The 22,537-nt window shown below is 68.1% G+C and carries 24 protein-coding genes and 1 tRNA gene; 15 read left to right on the plus strand and 10 right to left on the minus strand.

Features of this window, described 5'->3' with window-relative positions; genetic code table 11:
- Window positions 1-2 precede the first annotated feature (2 nt).
- From gpW to ACO2Q1_RS10260, 4 genes are all read left to right on the plus strand, one after another.
- Entirely contained in the window at window positions 3-203 is a 201-nt protein-coding gene (gene gpW, locus ACO2Q1_RS10245) for a gpW family head-tail joining protein (protein ID WP_423329411.1), read from the plus strand.
- Window positions 203-532: a DUF2190 family protein gene (locus ACO2Q1_RS10250; protein ID WP_423329412.1), complete on the plus strand. Its 330-nt coding sequence runs from the start codon at window positions 203-205 to the stop codon at window positions 530-532. The genes gpW and ACO2Q1_RS10250 overlap by 1 nt, the downstream gene beginning before the upstream one ends.
- A 237-nt stretch (window positions 533-769) precedes the next feature.
- Window positions 770-946, plus strand: a complete 177-nt coding sequence (locus ACO2Q1_RS10255) for a hypothetical protein (protein ID WP_423329413.1) — start codon at window positions 770-772, stop codon at window positions 944-946.
- 205 nt (window positions 947-1,151) lie between these two features.
- Window positions 1,152-2,219, plus strand: coding sequence for a tyrosine-type recombinase/integrase (locus ACO2Q1_RS10260; RefSeq protein WP_423329414.1), 1,068 nt, complete (start codon window positions 1,152-1,154; stop codon window positions 2,217-2,219).
- Between the two features lie 28 nt (window positions 2,220-2,247).
- Here the strand turns inward: ACO2Q1_RS10260 and ACO2Q1_RS10265 are convergent.
- A tRNA-Ser gene (locus tag ACO2Q1_RS10265) sits at window positions 2,248-2,337 on the minus strand.
- 102 nt (window positions 2,338-2,439) lie between these two features.
- On the opposite strand from ACO2Q1_RS10265, the gene ACO2Q1_RS10270 reads away from it, so the two are divergent.
- Genes ACO2Q1_RS10270 through ACO2Q1_RS10290 form a run of 5 tightly spaced genes read left to right on the plus strand, consistent with a single transcriptional unit; the run spans window position 2,440 to window position 6,524 of the window.
- Window positions 2,440-3,261 (plus strand): septal ring lytic transglycosylase RlpA family protein, encoded by an 822-nt coding sequence (locus ACO2Q1_RS10270; RefSeq protein ID WP_423329415.1) that lies wholly within the window; start codon window positions 2,440-2,442, stop codon window positions 3,259-3,261.
- Between the two features lie 49 nt (window positions 3,262-3,310).
- Window positions 3,311-3,937: a dTMP kinase gene (tmk, locus tag ACO2Q1_RS10275; RefSeq protein ID WP_423329416.1), complete on the plus strand. Its 627-nt coding sequence runs from the start codon at window positions 3,311-3,313 to the stop codon at window positions 3,935-3,937.
- Window positions 3,934-4,926, plus strand: a complete 993-nt coding sequence (locus tag ACO2Q1_RS10280) for a DNA polymerase III subunit delta' (protein WP_423329417.1) — start codon at window positions 3,934-3,936, stop codon at window positions 4,924-4,926. The genes tmk and ACO2Q1_RS10280 overlap by 4 nt, the downstream gene beginning before the upstream one ends.
- A 3-nt stretch (window positions 4,927-4,929) precedes the next feature.
- Entirely contained in the window at window positions 4,930-5,718 is a 789-nt protein-coding gene (locus ACO2Q1_RS10285; RefSeq protein WP_423329418.1) for a TatD family hydrolase, read from the plus strand.
- Window positions 5,715-6,524, plus strand: coding sequence for an MBL fold metallo-hydrolase (locus ACO2Q1_RS10290; RefSeq protein WP_423329419.1), 810 nt, complete (start codon window positions 5,715-5,717; stop codon window positions 6,522-6,524). The genes ACO2Q1_RS10285 and ACO2Q1_RS10290 overlap by 4 nt, the downstream gene beginning before the upstream one ends.
- A gap of 54 nt (window positions 6,525-6,578) precedes the next feature.
- Here ACO2Q1_RS10290 and gltA read toward each other — a convergent pair whose 3' ends face one another.
- On the minus strand, window positions 6,579-7,871 hold the full coding sequence (gltA, locus tag ACO2Q1_RS10295; RefSeq protein WP_423329420.1) for a citrate synthase: 1,293 nt from the start codon (window positions 7,869-7,871) through the stop codon (window positions 6,579-6,581).
- Window positions 7,872-8,068: 197 nt separating this feature from the next.
- Between gltA and ACO2Q1_RS10300 the strand changes: the two genes are divergently transcribed.
- On the plus strand, window positions 8,069-10,240 hold the full coding sequence (locus ACO2Q1_RS10300) for a ComEC/Rec2 family competence protein (protein ID WP_423329421.1): 2,172 nt from the start codon (window positions 8,069-8,071) through the stop codon (window positions 10,238-10,240).
- 5 nt (window positions 10,241-10,245) lie between these two features.
- On the opposite strand, the gene lexA is transcribed toward ACO2Q1_RS10300, so the two are convergent.
- The 4 genes from lexA to ACO2Q1_RS10320 form a co-directional block, all read right to left on the minus strand.
- The gene (lexA, locus tag ACO2Q1_RS10305) at window positions 10,246-10,941 is read right to left on the minus strand and encodes a transcriptional repressor LexA (protein ID WP_423329422.1); all 696 of its coding nucleotides are present in this window, start codon (window positions 10,939-10,941) and stop codon (window positions 10,246-10,248) included.
- A 95-nt stretch (window positions 10,942-11,036) separates the two neighbouring features.
- Window positions 11,037-11,843 carry an indole-3-glycerol phosphate synthase TrpC gene (trpC, locus tag ACO2Q1_RS10310; protein WP_423329423.1) on the minus strand — a complete coding sequence of 269 codons (807 nt, stop codon included), beginning with the start codon at window positions 11,841-11,843 and terminating at the stop codon, window positions 11,037-11,039.
- Window positions 11,840-12,874, minus strand: a complete 1,035-nt coding sequence (gene trpD, locus ACO2Q1_RS10315) for an anthranilate phosphoribosyltransferase (RefSeq protein WP_423329424.1) — start codon at window positions 12,872-12,874, stop codon at window positions 11,840-11,842. Before trpD ends, trpC begins: the two co-directional genes overlap by 4 nt.
- Window positions 12,875-12,884: 10 nt before the next feature.
- On the minus strand, window positions 12,885-13,475 hold the full coding sequence (locus tag ACO2Q1_RS10320) for an anthranilate synthase component II (RefSeq protein ID WP_423329425.1): 591 nt from the start codon (window positions 13,473-13,475) through the stop codon (window positions 12,885-12,887).
- A 107-nt stretch (window positions 13,476-13,582) separates the two neighbouring features.
- Here ACO2Q1_RS10320 and ACO2Q1_RS10325 point away from each other — a divergent pair, with 107 nt between their 5' ends.
- On the plus strand, window positions 13,583-13,786 hold the full coding sequence (locus tag ACO2Q1_RS10325; RefSeq protein ID WP_423329426.1) for a peptidoglycan-binding protein: 204 nt from the start codon (window positions 13,583-13,585) through the stop codon (window positions 13,784-13,786).
- A gap of 8 nt (window positions 13,787-13,794) precedes the next feature.
- Here ACO2Q1_RS10325 and ACO2Q1_RS10330 read toward each other — a convergent pair whose 3' ends face one another.
- From ACO2Q1_RS10330 to ACO2Q1_RS10340, 3 genes are read right to left on the minus strand one after another with little or no spacing between them, the layout of a single operon-like run.
- The gene (locus tag ACO2Q1_RS10330; RefSeq protein ID WP_423329427.1) at window positions 13,795-13,959 is read right to left on the minus strand and encodes a hypothetical protein; all 165 of its coding nucleotides are present in this window, start codon (window positions 13,957-13,959) and stop codon (window positions 13,795-13,797) included.
- Window positions 13,960-14,016: 57 nt separating this feature from the next.
- Window positions 14,017-15,552, minus strand: a complete 1,536-nt coding sequence (trpE, locus tag ACO2Q1_RS10335) for an anthranilate synthase component I (protein WP_423329428.1) — start codon at window positions 15,550-15,552, stop codon at window positions 14,017-14,019.
- A 10-nt stretch (window positions 15,553-15,562) separates the two neighbouring features.
- Window positions 15,563-17,482: a peptidyl-prolyl cis-trans isomerase gene (locus ACO2Q1_RS10340; protein ID WP_423329429.1), complete on the minus strand. Its 1,920-nt coding sequence runs from the start codon at window positions 17,480-17,482 to the stop codon at window positions 15,563-15,565.
- A 155-nt stretch (window positions 17,483-17,637) separates the two neighbouring features.
- On the opposite strand from ACO2Q1_RS10340, the gene tpiA reads away from it, so the two are divergent.
- Window positions 17,638-18,390, plus strand: a complete 753-nt coding sequence (gene tpiA, locus ACO2Q1_RS10345; protein ID WP_423329430.1) for a triose-phosphate isomerase — start codon at window positions 17,638-17,640, stop codon at window positions 18,388-18,390.
- 184 nt (window positions 18,391-18,574) lie between these two features.
- Entirely contained in the window at window positions 18,575-20,725 is a 2,151-nt protein-coding gene (locus ACO2Q1_RS10350) for a sodium-translocating pyrophosphatase (RefSeq protein ID WP_423329431.1), read from the plus strand.
- Window positions 20,726-20,802: 77 nt separating this feature from the next.
- On the opposite strand, the gene ACO2Q1_RS10355 is transcribed toward ACO2Q1_RS10350, so the two are convergent.
- On the minus strand, window positions 20,803-21,279 hold the full coding sequence (locus ACO2Q1_RS10355) for an outer membrane protein assembly factor BamE (RefSeq protein ID WP_423329432.1): 477 nt from the start codon (window positions 21,277-21,279) through the stop codon (window positions 20,803-20,805).
- An 89-nt stretch (window positions 21,280-21,368) separates the two neighbouring features.
- On the opposite strand from ACO2Q1_RS10355, the gene ACO2Q1_RS10360 reads away from it, so the two are divergent.
- Both ACO2Q1_RS10360 and ACO2Q1_RS10365 read left to right on the plus strand, forming a co-directional pair.
- Window positions 21,369-21,917: a ubiquinol-cytochrome C chaperone family protein gene (locus ACO2Q1_RS10360; RefSeq protein ID WP_423329433.1), complete on the plus strand. Its 549-nt coding sequence runs from the start codon at window positions 21,369-21,371 to the stop codon at window positions 21,915-21,917.
- Window positions 21,914-22,438, plus strand: a complete 525-nt coding sequence (locus ACO2Q1_RS10365) for a YceD family protein (protein WP_423329434.1) — start codon at window positions 21,914-21,916, stop codon at window positions 22,436-22,438. The genes ACO2Q1_RS10360 and ACO2Q1_RS10365 overlap by 4 nt, the downstream gene beginning before the upstream one ends.
- The last annotated feature ends 99 nt before the right edge of the window (window positions 22,439-22,537 follow it).

Below are 22,537 nucleotides of genomic sequence, written 5' to 3' on the forward strand. Positions count from 1 at the left end.
GCTTGGCCGAGGCCGAGGCCGCCTATCATGACCTCATGGTTGGGCGGTCGGCGGTCGCGATCACTGACCAGAGCGGCGAGGCTATCCAGTACGGCCGGACTCGCGCCGCTGACCTGGCCAGCTACATCGCCGCGCTGAAGCGCGAGATCGCTGGTCAGGTCACCCCTCATACCATTCGATTTAAAACGAAAGGAGCGCCCTGATGCGCAACTTCATTCAACCCGGCAATACGCTGACTCTCCCTGCGCCGGCCGACGTCCTGTCTGGCGCCGGCGTCCTGATCGGTTCGATCTTCGGCGTGGCCAACGGCGACGCGGTGTCCGGCGAACCCGTCGACCTGGACGTCGTGGGCGTGTTTGAACTGCCCAAGATTAGCGCCCTGGCCATCGCCATCGGCGACAAGGTGTACTGGCAGGCGGCGGAAGCCGCTGTCTCGAAAACGGCATCGGGCAACACGTATATTGGCGTCGCCGTGTCGGCTGCGGCGAACCCGTCGGCTAAAGTCCAAATCCGGCTTAACGGCTCGTTCTGACGCCAAGGCGGGGCCGGTGGCGCTGCTATCGGCCCCCATGGCGAAATTTATTTCATGAGCGCCCATAAGTGACACGGCGGCCCGCTCAAGTCGCCGGTGAGATTTCATGTGTGCCAGTGGGCGACATTTCGTTTGAGGGAAATCAAACGAAAGATGAGCAAAAACAAGGGCTTCTTGACTCTTCCTCACGAATGACGATGTTGTTTGGCGAACCCAAGCAAAGCCGGACAATCCCCGATGAAGTTGCTACCGATCAAAGAAGTCGCCGAGACTCTGGACGTGCCCGTTCACAGTGTCCGCAAGGTCGCCGCCGAGGCCGGCCTGTTGCTGAAGTTGGACGGCCTGCGCATCGAAGCCGACCGAATCCGCGATCTACTCGACCATTGCCGTCTGACGCCGGGGCGGGAGGTCTGACGACCATGGCGCGCCGGGCTGCAGCTTTCACGCAAACCGATATGGACCGGGCCGCCAAGGCCGCGGCCAAGGTTGGATATGTCGTGGAAATTCGGCCCGGCGCGATCCGACTTGTCCCGTTGCGAGATCCGGCGGAGAATTCGCCGGTCGGCGACTGTGTCGACGCGGATGAAGGGCCGAACCCATGGGACGCTCGGTTGGCGCAATGCTAGGCTTCGACCATGTGACCATGTTTCGCGACCGGCATGGCAAGGCGCGCTACCGCTACCGCCGCAAGGGGCAACCCACGGTCTATCTCCCTGGCGTTCCCGGATCGCCGGACTTCGCCGCCGCTTATGAAGCCGCGCGCAACGGCGCGAGGATTAAGCCGGGCGCCAAACGAACGATTCCCGGCACGATCGACGCCCTGGCGGTCGCTCTCTACGAATCTGCCGAGTGGTCACAACTGGCGCCGACCTCGCGCACGACCTATCGCGGCATCATTGAACAGGTGCGGCGCGGGTTCGGTGACTTGCCTGTCGCCCGCCTGACGCAAGCGAACATCCTGACGATGCGGGATAAGAAGGCCGCCACGCCGACCGCTGCGAACAACCTGATCCGAATCCTGCGCTGGATGCTGGCTTTTGCCGTGTCGCGCCAGATGATCAGAGAGAACCCCGCCGCCGGCATCAAGCCGCTGAAGGTCAAGAGCGACGGCCACCGCACCTGGACCGAAGAAGAGATCAGCAGCTTTGAGGCGAAGTGGAAGGTCGGGACGCGGGAGCGCACGGCCTTCGACCTGCTGCTGTACACGGCGCAGCGCGTCGGCGACGTCCGACGGATGGGGCGCCAGCACGTCAACGGCGACGCGATCCGGGTGCGCCAAGAGAAAACGGGCGTGGAACTGGACATCCCGCTTCACCCACGACTCAAGGCGTCGCTGGCCAAGGTGGCGAAAGACCAGATGCTTTTCCTGGTCACGCAACACGGCGTGGGCTTCACCGCCGCCGGGTTCGGGAACTGGTTTCGGGACGCCTGTCGTGCGGCGGGTGTAACCGCGCCTGCCCACGGCATCCGAAAATCGGCCCTGACCAGACTCGCCGATGCTGGCGCTACGGAATCACAGATCATGGCCGTGAGCGGTCACCAGACCTCGCGAGAGGTGCGCCGCTACACCCTGAAGCGCGATCAGCGCCGCCTCGCGAAGGACGCCCTGGCGCTGATCGGCGGCACGGATGGTGAACAAACTTTGGCTAACCCTGCCGAACGGTTAGCCAATCCGGCGTCTAAGTAATTCAAAACGAAGGAAAATACTTTGAGCATGGCGGAAGAGGTGGGATTCGAACCCACGGACGGCTTGCACCGTCGCCGGTTTTCAAGACCGGTGCCTTAAACCGCTCGGCCACTCTTCCTGGACGCCTCGGGCGGGAGGCGGTGCATAGCAGGCGAAGGGCGGATTAACCAAAACGGAAATTCGTTCTGCGACCCTGTCGGGCGATTTCGAGAGGTTCGGCATGGTCGCGGGTCTGCGCATCGTCAGGATTATGGCCGTCGCTGTCGCGGCGATGTCGCTGGCCGCGTGCGGGACGCTGGGCTTTGGCGGCGGCCGGGGCGGAGAGGTCAGCGGCGGTCGGGCGGTGGTTCCGGTCGTCAGCGATCCGGCGCCGATCGTGTCGGGGACGATGCGGCCGTATCAAGTGCGGGGGCGCTGGTATCACCCGGCCGAGCAGCCCGGCTATGAGGAGACGGGTCTGGCCTCCTGGTACGGCGACGCCTTCAACGGGCGGCCGACCTCGACGGGCGAGCGGTTCGACATGCATGCCATGACGGCGGCTCACAAAACCCTGCCTCTGCCGGGGCTGGTGGAGGTCACCAATCTGGCAAATGGCCGGACCGTGGTGCTGAGGGTCAATGACCGGGGGCCGTTCGTGGAGGGGCGGATCATCGACCTGTCGCGTGGGGCGGCCTCGGAACTGGGCATGTTGCAGCAGGGCGTGGGCCGGGTCCGCGTGCGGTATCTGGGCAGGGCGCCGAGAGGCGGCGGGGTCGGCGAGGTTCGCTACGCCGGGCGGACGCCTGTGCCGGTAAGCTCATCGGCCTCGGTGCGGGAGGGGCCGTTCTGGGTTCAGGCCGGCGCCTATTCCGACCGGACGGTTGCGCAGGTCGCCGCCGAATCGCTGGGTGACAGGGCGCGGGTCGAGCGGGCGGCGGTCGGCGGCCGGGATCTGTTTCGGATCATGATCGGGCCCTGGGACGACGCCAACAGCGCAGAACAGGCGCGTCAGGGCGCAGTGGCGCGGGGCGTGCGCGACGCCCTGTTGATTTCCGGCCGCTGAGGTCTTTCGCGGGGTTGCTCTTGGCGTTCGCCTCGCCATTAGTGGCGCGGTGACACGCGGCAGATTCATCACCCTGGAAGGCGGCGAGGGCGCCGGAAAATCGACCCAGGCGGTGCGGCTGGTCGCGGCCCTGCAAGCGAGGGGGCTGGACGTGGTCCGCACGCGCGAGCCCGGCGGATCGCCCGGCGCCGAAGAAATCCGCGCCCTGGCCCTTAACGGCGCGGCGGACCGCTGGTCGGCCACGACCGAGACCCTGCTGATGTATGCGTCGCGCTCGGACCATCTGGAGCGCACCATCCGGCCGGCGCTGGCCCGGGGCGCCTGGGTGGTGTGCGACCGGTTCGCCGATTCCAGCCGGGCGTATCAAGGCGCGGGCGGCGGCGCGCCGCTGGATTTCATCGAGGGCCTGGACGCCCATGTCGTGGGAGAGACGCAGCCGGACCTGACGCTGATCTTCGACATGCCGGTCGAGGTGGGGCTGGAGCGGGCCCTGGCGCGCGGCGGGGCGGATCTGCGGTTCGAGAGCAAGGGACTGGCCTTTCATCAGCGACTGCGCGACGGATTCCTGGCGATCGCGGCCGCCCATGCGGAGCGGTGTCGCCTGATCGACGCCACAGGCGACGCCGACGTGGTGTTCGATCGCGTCTGGCGGGCGGTGGAGCCGGTCCTGCCATGAGCGACGACCATCCGCGCGATCGATTCGATTTGGCGCCGTCGCGCGAGGCGGAGGCGGCGTTCGAGGATGCGCGGGCGCGAGGACGGCTGCATCACGCCTGGCTGCTGACGGGGCCGGAAGGGCTGGGCAAGGCGACCTTCGCCTATCGGGCGGCGCGGCGACTGCTGGGGGCGGCGCCCGACCCATCGCGCGGACCGCTGGGGGCGCGGCCGGACGATCCGGTCAGTCGGCTGATTTCAGCGCAGTCCCATCCCGACCTGTTGGTGCTGGAGCGGCTGGCCGAGGGCGGCAAGGTGAAGAAGTCGATCTCGGTCGATCAGGCGCGCGATCTTCCGGAATTCTTCGCCAAAAGCCCTTCCCAGGCCCAGGCGCGGGTCGCCATCATCGACGCGGCGGACGATCTGAACATCAACGCCGCCAATGCCTTGTTGAAGATTCTTGAGGAACCGCCCGAACATGGCGTGCTGCTGATGGTCAGCCATTCGCCGGGGCGGCTGCTGGCCACGATCCGGTCGCGGTGTCGGCGGTTGGCCTTCAGGCCGTGGCCGACGACGGCGGTCGCCGACCTGCTGGTCCGGCGCGGCGCGGCCGACCCGGAACAGGCCGATCGGCTGGCGGCCATGGCGGGCGGATCGCCCGGCGCGGCGCTGGCCCTGGCGGGGCCGGAGACGTCGGAAGCCGATCAACTGGCGCGCCGTTGGGTGCATCAGGGGCTGGAGGATAGGGCCGAGGCTCTGGCCGTCGCTGACGGCTTTCGCGGCGCCGAGGGACCGGCGCGGTTCGAGCGGATCATGGATCGCCTGATCGCCGCGGTGCGGGAGCGAGCGCTTGAGGCGCCGGAGGCCGGTCGAGACTGGGCCGATCTCTGGACGGAACTGAGCGAGATTCCCGGCCGGACGGCGGGGTTGAACCTGGATCGCGGCGACGCCCTGGCCGGGGCGCTGTCGGCGCTCGAGCGGACGCGGGCGCGCGCCGCCCTGAACGGATAGACGATGCTGATCGACAGTCATGTGAACCTGCACGCGCCGCAGTTCGACGAGGACCGCGACGCCGTCATCGCTCGGGCGCGCGAGGCCGGGGTGGGGATGATGGTCGAGATTTCGGATCGGCTGTCGACCTTCGAGGCGACCCACGGCCTGGCCATGGCGCATGACGACATCTGGTGCACGGTCGGGGTGCATCCGCATGAGGCGCGCCATTATGAGGGGCTGAGCGACGACCGGCTGGTCGATCTGGCCGCGCGCCCGCGCGTGGTCGGGATCGGCGAGTGCGGTCTGGATTTCCACTATGACCTCAGCCCGCGAGAGGTGCAGGCCGAGGTGTTCCGCGTCCATGTGCGGGCGGCGCGCCGAACCGGTCTGCCGCTGGTGGTGCATACGCGGGAGGCCGACGACGTGATGGCCGGGATCCTGAAGGAGGAACAGGCCGAGGGGGCGTTCAAGTTCTTGATGCATTGCTACACCAGTGGGGCGGAACTGGCGGAATTGGCAGCTGAACTGGGCGGATGGTTCTCGGTGTCGGGCATCGCCACCTTCAAGGCGGCGGAAGAGGTGCGGGCAGTCATTCGCGGCATGCCCGCCGACCGGATCATCGTCGAAACCGACTGCCCCTATCTGGCCCCGACGCCGCATCGAGGACGGCGCAATGAGCCGGCCTATATCGGGCGGGTGCTGGAGACCCTGGCGGAGGTGCGCGGCTGGTCGCGGGAAGAGGCGTTGGCGCGCACGACCGACGCCTTCTTCAATCTGTTCCACACCGTCCCCCGGCCGGCCTCGGCATGACTGACGAACTGGAGATCGTCATCCTGGGGTGCGGGTCGTCGGGCGGGGTGCCGCGCGGGGACGGCGACTGGGGCGCCTGTGATCCGGCCGATCCCAGGAACCGCCGCACGCGGTGCTCGATGCTGGCGCGACGGCATGGGCCCGAAGGGACAACCAGTGTCCTGATCGACACCTCGCCGGACCTGCGCGAACAGGCGCTGGCCAACGGGATCACCAGCCTGGACGCCGTGCTCTACACCCATGATCACGCGGACCAGACACACGGGATCGACGACTTGCGCACCTTCGTCATGCGGCGTCGCAAGCGGCTGCCGGCCTGGATGGACGCCGCCACCCATGAGGCCCTGACGCGGCGGTTCGACTATATCTTCGAGAGCAAGGAGGGGTATCCGGCGTTGCTGGACGCCCATCTGATCCCGGAGCATGGAACGTCCTGGACGGTGGACGGAGCGGGCGGCTCGATCCCCGTCGTGACTTTCGACCAGGCGCACGGGCCGATCCGTTCCGTCGGCTATCGTCTGGGGGAGGTGGCTTATTCCAGCGATGTGTCGGACCTCGATGAGGCGGCCATCGCGGCGGTGAGCGGATGCCGCCTATGGATCGTCGACGCCCTGCGCTGGACGCCCCATCCCACCCACGCCCATGTCGATCGGGCGCTGGAATGGATCGCGCGCGCCGGAGTGGAGCGGGCCGTCCTGACCAATCTGCATATCGATCTGGACTACGCCGACCTGTCTCGCCGCGTGCCGGCGAATGTCGAGGTGGCGTATGACGGGTGGACGACCAGGGTTGAGCTGACGGCATAGAAAAACCCCGCCCGGCGGACCGGACGGGGTTTTCGATCAGGTGGAGACCCGGGCTCAGCCGCGCTGGCTGATCGGGGTGTAGTCGCGCTGGGTCGGGCCCGTGTAGAGCTGGCGCGGGCGGCCGATCTTCTGCGAAGGGTCGCCGATCATTTCCTGCCACTGGGCGATCCAGCCGACGGTGCGGGCCAGGGCGAACAGGACAGTGAACATCGAGGTCGGGAAGCCCATCGCCGACAGGGTGATGCCCGAATAGAAGTCGACGTTCGGGAACAGCTTGCGCGAGGTGAAGTATTCGTCGTTCAGCGCGACCTTCTCCAGCTCCTTGGCGACCTGGAACAGCGGATCGTTCTCGCGGCCCGTCGCGGCCAGCACCTCATAGGCGCTTTCCTGCATGACCTTCGCGCGCGGATCGTAGTTCTTGTACACGCGGTGGCCGAAGCCCATCAGCTTGTACTTGCGGTCCTTCACGCCTTGGATGAACTCCGGGATCTTGTCAGGGGTGCCGATCTCCTTGAGCATCGTCAAGGCTTCTTCGTTGGCCCCACCGTGCGACGGGCCCCAGAGGCAGGCGATGCCGGCGGCGATACAGGCGAACGGATTGGCGCCCGAGGAACCGGCCAGGCGGACGGTCGAGGTCGAGGCGTTCTGTTCGTGATCGGCGTGCAGGATGAAGATGCGGTCCATGGCGCGCACCAGGGCCGGATCGACGTGATAGTCCTCGGCCGGCACGGCGAAGCACATGCGCAGGAAGTTTTCAGCGTAGCTGAGGTCGTTGCGTGGCGACACGAACGGCTGGCCGATGTGGTATTTGTAGGCGCGCGCGGCGATCGTCGGCATCTTGGCGATCAGGCGGATGGCCGAGATGTTGCGCTGGACCGGATCGTGGATGTCCAGGCTGTCGTGGTAGAAGGCCGACAGGGCGCCGACCGTTCCCACCATGATCGACATCGGATGGGCGTCGCGACGGAAGCCCTCGAAGAAGCGATCGAACTGCTGGTGCAGCATCGTGTGCATGGTGATGCTGTTTTCGAACTTCTCGCACTGCTCGGCCGACGGCAGTTCGCCGTGCAGCAGCAGGTGGCAGACTTCGACGAAGTTGGACTGCGACGCCAACTGATCGATCGGATAGCCGCGGTGCAGCAGCACGCCCTCGTCGCCGTCGATATAGGTCAGGCCGCTCTCGCAGGCGGCGGTCGAGGTGAAGCCGGGATCGAAGGTGAAGGCGCCGGTGCCGCCGTAGAGTTTGCGGATATCGACGACGTCCGGACCGACCGAGCCGGACAGGACCGGCAGTTCGATGGAGGTGTCGCCGAGGGTGAGGGTGGCGGTCTTGACGTCTTCGCTCATCGTAGCCCCTTCGTGAAGGCGAGGCCCGCGCCGGGAGAAGCCGGGCCTCCTTTTTCGTTATGGACGTTCACTTAGTCTGTTGCGGCGCATCATCCAAGCGTTTGCGACCTTTGTCGTGACGCTTGGCGTTTCTAGCCTTGTATTTCTGGACGTTTTCCGCCCCAAGTAACGACGGTTGATAAATTGGGCGCGCGGACATGGCCAGTGAAGGCGACGCCGGCCGTGACGGCGCGGCGCAGGCAGACCCGTTGGGTCGCATTCTGGCAGGGCTGGTCGCCGAGGTCGCCGAACAGGGTCTGAGATGGCGGCTGTGGGCGCCCGTGGCCTTCGGCGCCGGTTGCGCCCTGTATTTCTCGCTAAGGGCCGAGCCGTCGATAGGGCCCCTGGGTGCAGCGGCGCTGCTGGCGATCGCGTCCTGGGTCGCGGGGCGTCGATCGGGCAAGGGGCGACGGGTCACCGTGCCGCTGATGCTGGTCGCCTTCCTGGCCTGCGGAGTCGCGGCGGCCAAGGTTCGCAGCGATCGCGTCGCCGGGCCGATCGCGCCGGCGATGACCGCGCCGACCGTGCTGACGGCCTGGGTCCTGGATGTGGACAGCCCCGGCGAGAGCGGCTCGCGCGTGGTCATCGCCCCGACCGGGGTGCGGGGCCTGGAGCCGGAACAGACGCCGCTGCGCCTGCGCGCCACGGTGCGCGGACCGCCGCCTCGGCCGGGAGAGGCGATCCGGCTGTACGCCATCCTCAATCCGCCGCCGGCCCCGGCTGCGCCTGGCGCCTATGACTTCGGACGAAACGCCTGGTTTCAGGGTCTGGGCGGGGTCGCCTTCGCTCTGGGCGAGACGCGAGCGGCGGAGTTGTCGCCGCCGCCCTGGCGACTGAGACTGATGATGAGGGTCAATGCGGCGCGATACGCTCTGGCGGAACGGATCGTCGCCCGTCTAGGCCCGCGCATCGGGGGCGTGGCGGCGGCCATGGTCACCGGGCACGAGGCCTGGATCGGTCGCGAGGATCTGGACGCCATGCGGAAGTCCGGACTGGCGCACATCCTGTCGATCTCGGGCCTGCACATGGCCGTAGTGGGCGGCTTCGTCTTCTTCGCCGTGCGGCTGGGCGTGGCCGCCTGGCCCTGGCTGGCGCTGAGAGTGTCGGGCAAGAAGATCGCCGCCGGGGCGGGCTTGATCGCGGTAGGGGTCTATCTGATCGTTTCGGGATCTCCGCCACCGGCCGAACGGGCGGCGATCACCGCCGGCATCGCCTTCGTGGCCGTTCTGATCGATCGGCAGGCCATAACCATGCAGGCCCTGGCCGCCGCGGCCCTGGTCGTGTTGGCGACCCAGCCCGAGGCGATCGTCACGCCGGGTTTCCAGATGTCGTTTGCGGCGACGGCGGCGCTGGTCGCCCTGGTCGAAATCTGGCCGAGACGTTTGCGGGAAATCTCAGTGCCCTGGCCGATCGCCGCCGTGCAGAGGCTGGGCGGCTGGCTGGCGGCGGCGTGTGCGGCCAGTCTCGTCGCCGGAATGGCGACGGGGCCGTTCGCCATGCAGCATTTCAATCGCACGGCGGTCTATGGGCTGATGGCCAATCTGCTGACGGCGCCGATGGCGGATTTCATCATGATGCCCGCCTTGGCGCTGGGGGCGGCGCTGGAGCCGCTGGGGCTGGGCGCGCCCTTTCTCTGGATCGCGGGCAAGGCGGTGGAGTTGATGCTGGCCATCGGCCATTGGACCGCCGATCTGCCGGGCGCGGTCCGGACCATCGCCAGCGCCCCGACGGCCGCCTTGCCGATCGCCTTCCTGGGCATTCTGATCCTGTGCCTGTGGCGGGGCCGCCTGCGCTGGGTCGGGGCGCCGCTGGCCATGGCGGTGCTGTTATGGCCGCGTGCGCCGACGCCGGACGTGTGGATCGGAGACGGCGGGACCCAGGCTGCCTTCGCGCGCGCGGGAGAGGCCGTCGTGGTGCGCTCGGGCGTGCGGGAGTTCGCGGTCGATGTCTGGTCCAGACGGCGCGGTCTGGACGCCGTCGCCCGCCCGGATCAGGGTTGGAGCTGCAGCCGATTCAGCTGTGCGCCGGAAGACGCCGGGATCGGCCCGGTCGCCCTGTGGTGGGGGCGAAGGCCGCCGGAGCCTGATCTCCTGGAGGGCATGTGTCGCGTCGCGCCGGTCGTGGCGTCCCGCGCACCGCTGCCTGATCTGCCGGAGACATGCCTCGCGCGCCTGGTCCTAGACGGCGTCGATTTCGAACGCGGCGGCGCCGTTGAGCTGTGGCGCGATGGAGAGGGCGCTGCAGCATCCTGGTCCGCCGTTTGGGCGGCGGATGTGAGAGGCAGGCGGCCCTGGAGCCGCCAGCCGACGCCAGAGGGCGAGGGCGCGTGAGCCCGTCAGTGATAGCGGCGGATCAGGCCGACCAGCTTGCCCTGAACCTCGACCTGATCCGGACCGAAGATGCGGGTTTCATAGGCCCGGTTGGCGGGCTCAAGCGCGATCGACCCGCCCTTTTTCCGGAGGCGCTTCAGCGTGGCCTCTTCGCCCTCGACCAGGGCCACGACGATCTCGCCGGAGTTGGCGGTGTCGGTGGATTTGATGATGACCATGTCGCCGTTCAGAATCCCGGCCTCGATCATGGAGTCGCCCTCGATCTCGAGGATGTAGTGCTCGCCCGCGCCCAGCATGGATTCCGGCACCGGATAGCGAGCGGTTTCATGCTCGATGGCGGCGATGGGGGTGCCGGCGGCGATCTTGCCCATCAGGGACAGCTCGCGGGTGTCATTGGCCGCCGTCGTGGTCGTCACGGCCATGGGACGGCCGCCGCCCTCGACGACCTCGGGACGGAAGACGCCGCGTCCGCGCACGGGGGTCGCCTCGTCCGGCATGCGCGTGACCTCAAGCGCCCGCGCCCGGTGGGCCAGACGGCGGATGAAGCCGCGCTCCTCCAGCGCCGTGATCAGGCGATGGATGCCCGACTTGGACGCGAGGTCCAGCGCCTCCTTCATCTCGTCGAAGGAGGGTGAGACGCCGGTTTCCTGAATCCGTTCATGGATGAACATCAGGAGTTCGTGCTGTTTCTTGGTGAGCATGGCGTCGAATCGTCCAGAACAAGCCGTGAACCGCTTGTGCGTGTTCTGTAAGTGTTCTGGTTAAGAGTCAACTAACGGCGCGGCGGTGCCGATGATCAGGACAGCAAGGCCCTGGTCGCCGCCTCGACGTCGTCCTGGCGCATCAGGCTTTCGCCGACGAGGATGGCCTGGGCGTGGGCCTCGGCGACGCGGGCGACGTCGTCGGGCGTGAAGATGCCGCTCTCGGCCACCAGCAGGGCCTTGACCGGGCTGAGCATCGACAGGCGTTCCGTCGTTTCCAGATCGACCTCGAAGGTCCGCAGCGAGCGGTTGTTGACGCCCACCAAAGCTTCGCCGTCCCAGTCGCTGAACAGGCGGCAGGCGCGCGCCATCTCGTCCTCGTCGTGGGTTTCGATCAGGACGTCCATGCCGAACCGGTGAGCCTCGGCCAGCAGGTCACGGGCCAGGGCGTCGTCGACCATGGCGAGGATCACCAGGATGCAGTCGGCGCCCAGGGCGCGGCTTTCGGCCACCTGCCACGGGTCGACCAGGAAGTCCTTGCGCAGGCAGGGAAGGGCGGTCGCGTCGCGGGCGGCGGTCAGGAAGGCGTCGTCGCCCTGGAAGCTAGGGCTGTCGGTCAGGACGGACAGGCAGGCCGCGCCGCCGCGTTCATAGGCTTTCGCGAGCGCCGGAGGGTCGAAGTCGGGACGGATCAGGCCCTTGGACGGGCTGGCCTTCTTGATCTCGGCGATCAGGGACGGGCGGCCGGTGTCCTCATGGCGGTCGGCCAGGGCGGCGCGAAATCCGCGTGGGGCGGAGGCGGAGCCGGCGAGGGTCTCGATCTCTGACTGGCTGCGGGCGGCCTTGCGGGCGGCCACCTCTTCGCGCTTGTAGTCGGCGATGCGGGCCAGGATGTCGCTCATGCCTCTTCCTCCTCAGGCGCAGAGGTGATGGCGGCGAGGCGTTCCAGCGCCGCTCTCGCGTGGCCATCGTCGATCGCCGCTGCGGCCAGGGCGACGCCATGCGTCAGGTCGTCCGCGCGATCCGCCACGACCAGGGCGGCGGCGGTGTTCAGCAGAACGATGTCGCGATAGGGACCGGCGGCCCCGTCGAGCAGGGCGGTCAGGGCGCGGGCGTTATCCTCGGCGTCACCGCCGCGCAGGTCGTCGATCGAGGCGCGCTTCAGGCCGAGGTCTTCGGGTGTGATTGTGAACCGGCGAAGGCGGCCGCCGCGCCATTCGGCGACCTCGCTCGCTCCGGTCGTCGTGAGTTCATCCAGACCCTGGCCGTGGACGGTCCATGCGCGGACGGCGCCCAGCCGGCCCAGCACTTGGGCCAGGGGCTCCAGCAGGCGGGGATCATAGACGCCCATCAACTGGCGGCGGGCGCCCGCCGGGTTGGACAGCGGCCCCAGCAGGTTGAAGACGGTGCGGAAGCCCAGTTCGGCGCGGACAGGTCCGACATGGCGCATGGCGCCGTGGTAGGCGGGGGCGAACAGGAAGGCGATGCCGGCCTCGTCCAGCGCCTGACGCTGTTTGGCCAGGCCCGCCGTCAGGTCGACGCCGAGAACGGAGAGGACGTCAGAGGATCCGGATTTCGAGCTCATGGCGCGATTGCCGTGCTTGGCCACCTTCACCCCGGCGCCGGCCAGCACCAGGGCCGAGGCGGTCGAGATGTTGAAGGTGTGGGCGCCGTCGCCGCCGGTTCCGCAGGTGTCGATGACGTCGTAGGGGTGATCGAGCGTCGTCGCCGCGTCGCGCATGGCCTGGGCGAAGGCCGCGATTTCGGCAACCGTCTCGCCGCGCATCCGCAGGGCGGTGACCGCCGCGGCCACCTGACCCGGCGTCGGCTCGCCGCGCAGGCAGGCGGAGAAGAAGGCGTGGGCCTCGGCCTCGTTCAGGGTCTGGCCATCGACCAGACGCGCCAACAGGGGCTTGAAGCCGCCGTCCGACATCAGCCCGCCCTCAGGCCGCGGCCAGACGCCGGACGCCCGCCAGATCGAGGAAGTTGGCCAGCATGGCGTGACCATGCTCGGTGGCGATCGACTCGGGGTGGAACTGGACGCCGTGGATCGGCCGGGTCCGGTGACGAAGACCCATGATCTCGCCGTCCGCCGTCCAGGCCGTCACCTCCAGCAGGTCCGGCAGGCTGTCGCGCTCCACGGCCAGGGAATGATAGCGGGTGGCGGTGAAGGGGGAGGGCAGGCCGGCGAACATGCCCTGGCCTTCATGCAGGATGGGCGAGGTCTTGCCATGCATCAGGGTCTTGGCGCGGATGACCTTGCCGCCCATGGCCTGGCCGATCGACTGGTGACCCAGGCAGACGCCGAGGATCGGCATGTTCGGCGCCGCGGTCTCGATGAGGGGCAGGCAGATCCCGGCCTGATCCGGCGCGCAGGGGCCGGGGGACAACAGCACGGCCTGGGGATTCAGGGCCCAGGCCTGATCGACGGTCAGATCGTCGTTTCGCACGACGTGAGTCCGGGCGCCCAGTTCCGCGAGGTAGTGGACGAGGTTGTAGGTGAAGCTGTCGTAGTTATCGACGACGAGGATCATGCGGGCTTCCTAGCCCCAGACGCCTCCGCGCGCAAAGGTCGAGGCGTCGCAATCTCTCGTTAACCTTTTCGCCCAACCTTTATCGCCGAACCGTCAGTGAGGGGGCGATGGATTCGACCAGTACACAGATCGAGCGAGCGCGCGGCCTTCTGAGGTCGAATGACGGTCAGGGTTCCGCCAGCCCCTGGGCGGCGCTGGCCGCGGCGCTGCTGGTCGCCACAGCCGGGGTGCTGATGGCGGGGATGGTTGTGCTGGGTCCCGGCGTGGTGTTCGCCGATGTTCCGCCGGTAGGCTCAGTCGCGGCGAACTGAGGCCGGGATCAGAACCAGCCGGCCGAACTGGCCCAGAAGATCGCGGCGCCGATGAACAGCACCGCTGCGGCGCCGATGATCGAGACGCGCAGGACCGTGGTCATGCCCTTGATGTTCTCACCCTGACGGGCTTCCTCGGTCGATTCCTCGACGTGGTCGTTCTGCATGCGCATCGGCTTGGGTCTCCCTTGCTTATCAAGGCAAACGACGCGGCGCGGCGAAACGATCCCTTAGACGTCGCCCGGATGATTGAGCGGCGCACCCAGCTCGAAGCGCCAGGCGTCTTCCGCCGCGCGCATGGGCGCCCGGGCCTTGGCCTGGGTTTCGGCGTATTCGGCGGCGGGGTCTGAATCGGCGACCACGCCGGCCCCGGCCTGGACGAAGACCTGGCCGTCGGCGAACATCGCCGTGCGCAGGACGATGCAGATGTCCGCTTCTCCGCCGGCCGAAATATAGCCGACGCCGCCGCCGTAGCCGACGCCGCGCTTCTCGCCTTCCAGTTCGTCGATGATCTCCATGGCGCGCACCTTGGGCGCGCCGGACAGGGTTCCGGCCGGCAGGGCCGCCAGAAGGGTGTCGACGGCGTCCAGCTTCGGATCGGCCCGACCCTGGACGTTGGAGACGATGTGCATGACCTGGCTGTAGCGTTCGACCACGAAGCTTTCGGTCACCTCGACCGTGCCGGGTGCGGACACCCGGCCGACGTCGTTGCGGCCGAGATCCAGCAGCATCAGGTGTTCGGCGCGTTCCTTGGGATCGGCCAGCAGCTCGGCTTCCAGCGCGCGGTCGGCCTCGGGCGTGGCGCCGCGCGCCCGGGTGCCGGCAAGGGGACGGATCGTGACGCCGCCGTCCTTCAGCCGGACCAGGATTTCGGGGCTCGAGCCGGCCAGCTGGAAGTCGCCGAAGTTCAGATAGAACAGATAGGGCGAAGGATTCTGACGACGCAGCGAACGGTAGAAGGCGAAGGGATCGCCGGCCCAGGGCGCGCGGAACCGGTGGCTGAGGACGACCTGGAAGATGTCGCCGGCGGCGATGTAGTCCTTGGCGCGGGCGACCATGTCGCCGTAGCCGTCGCCGTCGATGGGCGAAGCGAAGGCGGGAATGTCCGTCGGGGCAGGCGCGCTGCGCCCGATCAGCGGGCGACGCAGGCGCGCTTCGAAATCGTCCAGACGCTCCGTCGCCGCGCGCCAGGCGACGTCCGGCGCGATCCCGGCGTCGGGATAGGCGGTGGAGACCATGACGATCTCGCGTCGAACTGAATCGAAGATGGCCACGAGGGAAGGCCGCGTCAGAACGGCGTCGGGCAGGCCGAGCGGATCCGCATTCGGTGCGCCGAGCGGCTCCAGAAGCCTGACCATGTCGTAGCCGAAGACGCCGAACAGGCCTGCCGCCATGGGCGGAAGGTCCTCTCCGGCGACCGCGGAGAGATCGAAAGCCGTGGCCGCGATCAGGGCGCGCAGCGACTTCAGGGCCGGCAGAGGCTCGGGCGTGAAGCGGTCCGCAGAAACGTCGGCGCCGCGCGCCATTTCGGCGGCGTCGCCGCGGCAACGCCAGACCACGTCGGGATCCAGGGTGATGATCGAGTAGCGACCGTTCAAGGCGCCGCCTTCGACAGATTCGAGCAGGAAGGCGTTGGGCCGCCCCAGCCCGACCTTGAGATAGGCCGAGACCGGGGTTTCCAGATCATCAATCAGGCGGCGAACGACGACCTGGGGCCGGCCTTCGATCAGCCCCGCGACGAAGGCGTCGAAACGACTGTCTGTCACGCCGTCTCCGTCAGGGCTGGGGGGCGGCGGGGGCGGCCGGCGTCGTCGGCGCGGTGACGCCGAGGGCCTGCAGCGCCAAGGCGGGGTCGTTTCGGGCCTTCGTCTTGCGTGCGGCGCCTTCGACGACCAGCTCCGAGATCGCATTGCCCATCTCCGGAGATCCGCGCAGGCGAATTTGCTCCGAAACAGGGGCCGCGAGGGCGGGAACGGCGGGGTGAACCGCGTCGACGCGGCCGACCACCCAGGCGGTCTGACCCGTTTGGCCGGAGAAGACCTGACCCTTGCCCTGGCCGAACAGGCCCTGAAGCACGCCCTGGCCGAGCTCGGTCTGGGAGGTCGGGGACTGCTGGACCGAGGTGCGGGTCGTCAGCGACGCGCCGGCCGAGGCCGCCACGGCGGCGATGTCCTCGCCGCCGCGCACGCGGTTGGCCAGTTCCTCGGCCTTGGCCGTCAGGCGGCGTGCGGTTTCGCGACCGACCCACTCGCGGGCCAGCGGCTCGCGCACCTCCGCGAGCGTCGGCAGGGCGGCCGGGCGGACGTCGTCGACGCGAAGGACGAAATACTGGCCCTGGCCGGCGTCGATGACGTCGCTCTCGCCGCCCTTGGACAGGCGATAAGCGTTTTCGACGATCTGGGTGGGGGCGCTGAGCTGTTGACCGTTGGGAAGGCGTCCGTCCTGGGTGAAGGGCGGCAGGGGCACCAGACGGGCGCCGACCTCCTGCACGGCCTGTTGCAGCGATTTTCCTTCGTTGCGCGCCTTTTCATACTGTTCGACGCGGGAGAAGACCTTGGCCTTTACGTCCTCCTGACGAAGCTCGGTGATCAGGGCGGACCGGGAGCCTTCCAGCGTGGCGGGCTCGGCGGGCGTCACGCCGGTGACCTTGGCCACGGTGAAGCCGACGCGGCCCTGTACGGGGTCGCTCACGGCGCCGACCTGGGCCCCGAAAACGGCGCCGGCGATCGCCGGATCGGTCACGGCGGCGCGCGGCGTTTCGTTGAAATCAGCCGGGCGGACCCCGCCGTTGGCCTGACCGACAGCCTGAGGCGTCTGGCCGGCGCGCAGGGCGGCGGCGATCCGATCGGCGGCCGCCTTGTTCGGCGCGGTCAGGGTGACGAAGGTTCGGCGTTCCGGCAGGGACAGGGTGTCCTTCTTGAAGTTGAACCGCTCGACGATGCGCTCTTCGGCGATGGGCGCGGTCGAGGCGTTGGCGTCGCTGAACAGGACGACGGAGACAGTGCGGAACTCCGGCATCCGCAGGCGGGCGGCGTTCTCGTTGAGGAAGGCGGTCAGCTGGGCGTCGGTCGGGGCGCCGACGGCCTCGATCATGGCCGGGGTGACCTCGAACCAGCGACCGTCGCGGGTCTCCATGGCGCGCGAGGCGAGGACGGCGCCGTAGACACGCGGCAGACGCACGCCGGCGCCGACAGCGGCACCGAAATGGGTCAGGACCTCCTGGTCGAACATCTCCTGTTCCAGCTGAGCCGGGGTGACGCCCTGCTCGGCCAGAATCCGCATGTACTCCTGCTCATCGAACTTGCCGGACACCTGGCTGAAGAACGCCGGAAGCTGGCGAATCTGCTGGATCACCAGATCCTTGCTGGGGCGAATGCCCGCGTCCCAGGCCCAGGCCAGCAGGCCGAGCTTGCGCGTGTTCTCTTCGAGGTAGCGAACGTGGACGTTCTCGTTGACCAGATCCTCCAGCGACACGGCGCGGCCGGTCTGTTCGGAGGCGCCCTGGCGGATGCGGTCGAAATCCTGACGGAACTGGACTGGATCGACGCTCCGCGAGCCGGCCGTGATCACATGCTTCGGCCCGAAGCTGGAGAAAACGTCCATCTGGGCCCCGGTGAACACCACAGCGAAGCCGCAGAGGACCAGAAAGCCGATCGCCCATTTCGAACGGGCGAAGTTGCGGAAGACGGTGATCATTCGGGCAAACCTGATGACGGCGGAGAACAGACGCCGCTCCGGCGTATAGGCAGGGCGCGACGGCGCGGCAAGCCGAGGCGGCCGCGTCGGTCCGTCTGACACGGCGAATGGGGCCACAGCTTGGCTTTCGGCGGCGGTCTGCCTATGGAGGCGGGATGAAACAATCCGTGAAGATGATCGTCGGCAACTGGAAGATGAACGGACGGGGCGAGGACCTGTCCGAGGTTCTGGCGCTGGCGTCGGCCCTGGCGGTCCAGCCCTCGGAGCATCGGGTGGCGATCTGCCCGCCCGCGACCCTGATCGAGCGTCTGGCCCGGGCGGCCGTCGGCGGCGCGGTGGAGATCGGAGGGCAGGATTGCCATGAGGCGCCCGGCGGCGCGTTCACGGGCTCGATCTCTGCATCCATGTTGGCGGACGCCGGCGCGCGGCTGGTGATTCTCGGGCATTCGGAGCGCCGGGCTGCATTCGGCGAGAGCGACGGCCTGGTCGCGGCCAAGGTCGAGGCCGCCCTGGCGGCCGGGCTGGAGCCGATCATCTGCGTGGGCGAAACCCTGGAACAGCGCGAGGCCGGGGACGCCGTCGCCGTCGTGTCGGCGCAGGTCAAGGGATCGGCGCCGGATGCGCTGAAAGGGCAGGCCTTCGCCGTCGCCTATGAGCCGGTCTGGGCCATCGGCACCGGCCTGACGCCGACGACGGGCCAGATCGAGGAGGTGCACCGCGCCGTGCGCGCCGCCCTGATCGAACGACTGGGCGTCAACGACGGCGGCGCGGCGCCGATCCTGTACGGCGGCTCGGTCAAGCCCGGCAATGCGGCGGAAATCCTGTCGGCGGACGAGGTGGGCGGCGCCCTGGTCGGCGGCGCTTCGCTGAAGGCCGAGGATTTCCTCGGAATCATTCGCGCGGGCTGACCGCGAGGTCCCTTCCGCGAACGCGGTTGCGTCCATGCGCCGCATTTGGCACGGTTTCCCCTGACTCCCGTCTGGGCGCGCTGATGCGTCCGTGGCGCACGGGGGGGATCGGTCGCCTCACAGAGGTCTGAAGACCCGGAAGCGAACGAGCCGTGCGCCTTTCACCAAGGGCATGGAAACGCCAATGCATATGTATCTCACGCTCGCCTTCGCGGCCGGCGTTCTGGGGGTGCTTTACGGCGCCGTTCAGACCGGCGTGCTGATGAAGGCCAGCGCCGGCAACGACCGAATGCGAGAAATCGCCGCCGCCATTCAGGAAGGCGCCTCCGCCTATCTGAAGCGGCAATACACCACCATCGCCATCGTCGGCGTGGTCATCCTGATCGCGGCCTGGCTGCTGATCGGGCCCTATGCGGCCGCCGGCTTCCTGGTCGGCGCCGTCCTGTCCGGCGCGGCCGGATACGCCGGCATGCTGATCTCGGTGCGGGCCAACGTCCGCACGGCCCAGGCCGCATCCGAGAGCCTGGGCAAGGGACTGGACCTCGCGTTCCGTTCCGGCGCCATCACCGGGATGTTCGTGGCGGGCGGGGCCCTGATGGGGGTCGCCGGCTACTACATCGTGCTGACGGCGCACATGGGTCTGGAACCGACCAGCCGTGAGGTGATCGACGGGCTGGTGGCGCTGGGTTTCGGCGCCTCGCTGATCTCCATCTTCGCGCGTCTGGGCGGCGGCATCTTCACCAAGGGCGCCGACGTCGGCGGCGACATGGTGGGCAAGGTCGAGGCCGGCATTCCCGAGGATGATCCCCGAAACGCCGCGACCATCGCCGACAACGTCGGCGACAACGTCGGCGACTGCGCCGGCATGGCGGCCGACCTGTTCGAGACCTATGCGGTGACAACGGTCGCCACCATGGTGCTGGCGGCGATCTTCTTCCGCGATCAGCCCTATGTGGACGTCATGATGCTGCTGCCGCTGGCGATCTGCGGCATCTGTATCGTCACCTCGATCGTCGGTTCGTTCTTCGTCCGCCTGGGCAAGTCGAACAACATCATGGGGGCGCTGTATCAGGGTCTGATCGTCACCGGCGTGCTGTCGGCGGGCGCGGTCTACTGGATCATCCACCAGCTGGTGCCCGGCGCGGTCGAGACGTCGGGCGGGCTGCTGATCCAGCCGATGAACCTGTTCTGGTCCGGGATGGTCGGCCTGATCGTGACGGCCGCCATCGTGGTCATCACCGAATACTACACCGGCACGGGCTTCCGACCGGTGAAGTCGGTCGCGAACGCCTCGGTGTCGGGACACGGCACCAATGTGATCCAGGGCCTGGCCATGTCGCTGGAATCGACGGCCCTGCCGGCGCTGACCATCATCGTCGGCATCGTCGCTACCTATCAGCTCGCGGGCCTGTTCGGCATCGCCATCGCCACCACGACCATGCTGGGCGTGGCCGGTATGATCGTGGCGCTGGACGCCTTTGGGCCGGTGACCGACAACGCCGGGGGCATCGCCGAAATGGCGGGCCTGCCGCCGGAAGTCCGCGAGAAGACCGACGCCCTGGACGCCGTGGGCAACACCACCAAGGCCGTGACCAAGGGCTACGCCATCGGTTCGGCCGGCCTGGGCGCCCTGGTGCTGTTCGCCGCCTATACCGAGGACCTGAAGCACTTCTCGGCCGAGGCGGCGCCGGGCAGCTTCTTCCACGGACTGGGCACGGTCGCCTTCGATCTGGCCAACCCCTATGTCGTGGTCGGCCTGCTGTTCGGGGGGCTGCTGCCCTTCCTGTTCGGCGGCCTGTCGATGACGGCGGTCGGACGCGCGGCCGAATCGGTCGTGGCCGAGGTGCGGCGTCAGTTCCGCGAGAACCCGGGCATCATGACCGGCGAGGTGAAGCCGGAATACGGCCGCGCCGTCGACATCCTGACCAGTGCGGCGATCAAGGAGATGATCGTGCCGTCGCTGCTGCCGGTGCTGTCGCCGATCGTCCTGTTCGCCGTGGTGCTGTTCATCCAGCCGGACAAGGCCAACGCCTTCGCCGCCCTGGGCGCCATGCTGATGGGGGTGATCGTGACGGGTCTGTTCGTGGCCATCTCGATGACCTCGGGCGGCGGCGCCTGGGACAACGCCAAGAAGGTGATCGAGGAAGGCTTCACCGACAAGAACGGCGTCCTCCACGCCAAGGGCTCCGAGGCGCACAAGGCCTCGGTGACCGGCGACACCGTGGGTGATCCCTACAAGGACACCAGCGGTCCGGCGGTGAACCCGATGATCAAGATCACCAACATTGTCGCCCTGCTGATGCTGGCGGTGCTGGCGAGCGGCAAGATCGTCTGATCAGGCCAGGCCGAAATGGAAACGCCCCGGAGAGCGATCTCCGGGGCGTTTTCGTTTGGATCGGCGGGACGAAGACCTCAGTCCGGGCGGCGGGCGCCGGGGTCGTCCTCGTCGGTGCGGGGCAGCTGGCCGCGGGCGACGTTGCCGAGCAACTGCTCCAGGATGGTCAGGCGGCGGCCGCGGGTCGGGGTCTCGCGCGATTCCATGGCGACCTGGACGCCGTCCTCGAGGCCGAGGGTGCGGACGGCGGCGACCTTGCTGTCGCCCTCGTTGAAGGTGATTTCGGTGACGCTGCGCTGGGAGACCTGGGCGCGCTGATAGGTGTACCGCTCGGTGGTCTGGGTGATGTAGTACCAGACATTGTCGCCCTCGAAGGTCGAGGTCGTCGACGGCGTGCCGAGCCGCGCCAGCACGGTTTCCTTGGTGTCCGTGCCGACGGCGACGTCCATCGGCTTGGCGTCGATGGCCTGAAAGCCGTGTTGGCCGATGACGGGGGCGCAGGCGCCCAGGCCGAGGAGGGCGGCGGCGCCGATGAGGGCAGCGGAACGGGCCATGAAACAGTCGCCTGCGTTGAACAAGGTCTTTGACCTAACCGGAGCGGCGTCCTAGTTCAACGGCGCGGCGGAAAAGGGGCCGACGGACGATGTTGCGCACTCTGTTTCGAAAACGCCGCCAGGCGGATGTGGGCGAGCGGCTCTACGCCGCCGTCGCCGCTCAGGCGCGGCGTACGGATTTCTACACCCGGCTGGGGGTCGAGGATCGAATCGATGCGCGATTCGAGCTCTACACCCTGCATATGCTGCTGCTGAACCTGCGCCTGCGGGACGAGGATCCCGCGGGAGCGCCCGGTCGTGGGGCCGAGGCGGCCCAGGACCTGTTCGACGCCTATGTGTCCGCCCTGGACAATGTGCTGCGTGAACTCGGGGTCAGCGACGTGTCGGTGGCGCGAAAGATGAGAAAACTGGGCGAGGCGGTTTACGGGCGGATGGCCGCCTATGAAACCTCGCTGCGCGCAGAGGCGTTCGAGGCCCTGGCGGCGGATATCGGACGGAACGTCTATGGTCAGGCGGACGAGCCCGACGACAAGGCCAGGGTTCTGGCGCGATACGCCGAGGCGGCGCGGGTCGGTCTGTCCGGGCAGACGTTCGAACAGGTGCTGAAGGCGCCGACATGGCCGGAGATCACGGCATGACCCCCTCCGCATCCCTCTTCAACGACGTCGTCCGGGTGAATGAAATCGGCGCCGGGATTGAGCGTCGTCTTGTGGCGGATGAAGCGCAGCGCGCCAAACTGGCGAAGACGCTCGATCTGGCTGAGCTTGATCGGTTCGAGGCGGATCTGGTCCTCGCGCCCGCTCTCATAGGCTGGCGGCTGACCGGCCGGGTGCGGGCCGAGGCGGTGCAGACCTGCGGGGTCACGCTGGAGCCGTTGCCGGTTTCGATCGACAGCCGCTTCCAGGTCGATCTGGTGGAGGCCGATCCGTCAGCCTCTGAAGGAGAGGTCGAGGTGTCTATGGATGAGGACGGTCCCGACCTCATCGAGGACGGGCGAATCGATCTGGGTCAGTATGCGGTCGAGCAGCTGGCGCTGAATCTCGACCCGTTCCCGCGCAAGCCGGGCGCGGAGTTCGTGCAGCCCGACGAGCCGGGGGAATTGTCGCCGTTCGCTGTACTGAAGGCCTTTCCGCGATCCGATTCCGGTGACGCCGACTGAGGGCGTCGGTTCCGAAACTTGACGCAAGGGCGCCGGGTTTGCATCGGCGCCCGGCGTCGCTATCTTGATCTCGCCGTGAGCGCCGCGTCAGACGGCGCG

Source organism: Brevundimonas sp. VNH65 (assembly GCF_049445955.1).
GTDB lineage: Bacteria > Pseudomonadota > Alphaproteobacteria > Caulobacterales > Caulobacteraceae > Brevundimonas.

Coding starts and splice junctions, on each gene's coding strand:
- ACO2Q1_RS10330 (WP_423329427.1), bottom strand. CDS start 13,959: ATGCGCATGCAGAACGACCACGTCGAGGAATCGACCGAGGAAGCCCGT.
- ACO2Q1_RS10270 (WP_423329415.1), top strand. CDS start 2,440: ATGGTCGCGGGTCTGCGCATCGTCAGGATTATGGCCGTCGCTGTCGCG.
- ACO2Q1_RS10360 (WP_423329433.1), top strand. CDS start 21,369: ATGTTGCGCACTCTGTTTCGAAAACGCCGCCAGGCGGATGTGGGCGAG.
- ACO2Q1_RS10300 (WP_423329421.1), top strand. CDS start 8,069: ATGGCCAGTGAAGGCGACGCCGGCCGTGACGGCGCGGCGCAGGCAGAC.
- gltA (WP_423329420.1), bottom strand. CDS start 7,871: ATGAGCGAAGACGTCAAGACCGCCACCCTCACCCTCGGCGACACCTCC.
- tpiA (WP_423329430.1), top strand. CDS start 17,638: ATGAAACAATCCGTGAAGATGATCGTCGGCAACTGGAAGATGAACGGA.
- ACO2Q1_RS10285 (WP_423329418.1), top strand. CDS start 4,930: ATGCTGATCGACAGTCATGTGAACCTGCACGCGCCGCAGTTCGACGAG.
- ACO2Q1_RS10260 (WP_423329414.1), top strand. CDS start 1,152: ATGCTAGGCTTCGACCATGTGACCATGTTTCGCGACCGGCATGGCAAG.
- ACO2Q1_RS10355 (WP_423329432.1), bottom strand. CDS start 21,279: ATGGCCCGTTCCGCTGCCCTCATCGGCGCCGCCGCCCTCCTCGGCCTG.
- ACO2Q1_RS10350 (WP_423329431.1), top strand. CDS start 18,575: ATGCATATGTATCTCACGCTCGCCTTCGCGGCCGGCGTTCTGGGGGTG.
- ACO2Q1_RS10340 (WP_423329429.1), bottom strand. CDS start 17,482: ATGATCACCGTCTTCCGCAACTTCGCCCGTTCGAAATGGGCGATCGGC.
- ACO2Q1_RS10290 (WP_423329419.1), top strand. CDS start 5,715: ATGACTGACGAACTGGAGATCGTCATCCTGGGGTGCGGGTCGTCGGGC.
- ACO2Q1_RS10255 (WP_423329413.1), top strand. CDS start 770: ATGAAGTTGCTACCGATCAAAGAAGTCGCCGAGACTCTGGACGTGCCC.
- ACO2Q1_RS10320 (WP_423329425.1), bottom strand. CDS start 13,475: ATGATCCTCGTCGTCGATAACTACGACAGCTTCACCTACAACCTCGTC.
- trpD (WP_423329424.1), bottom strand. CDS start 12,874: ATGTCGGACGGCGGCTTCAAGCCCCTGTTGGCGCGTCTGGTCGATGGC.
- ACO2Q1_RS10250 (WP_423329412.1), top strand. CDS start 203: ATGCGCAACTTCATTCAACCCGGCAATACGCTGACTCTCCCTGCGCCG.
- ACO2Q1_RS10365 (WP_423329434.1), top strand. CDS start 21,914: ATGACCCCCTCCGCATCCCTCTTCAACGACGTCGTCCGGGTGAATGAA.
- ACO2Q1_RS10325 (WP_423329426.1), top strand. CDS start 13,583: ATGGATTCGACCAGTACACAGATCGAGCGAGCGCGCGGCCTTCTGAGG.
- ACO2Q1_RS10280 (WP_423329417.1), top strand. CDS start 3,934: ATGAGCGACGACCATCCGCGCGATCGATTCGATTTGGCGCCGTCGCGC.
- lexA (WP_423329422.1), bottom strand. CDS start 10,941: ATGCTCACCAAGAAACAGCACGAACTCCTGATGTTCATCCATGAACGG.
- trpC (WP_423329423.1), bottom strand. CDS start 11,843: ATGAGCGACATCCTGGCCCGCATCGCCGACTACAAGCGCGAAGAGGTG.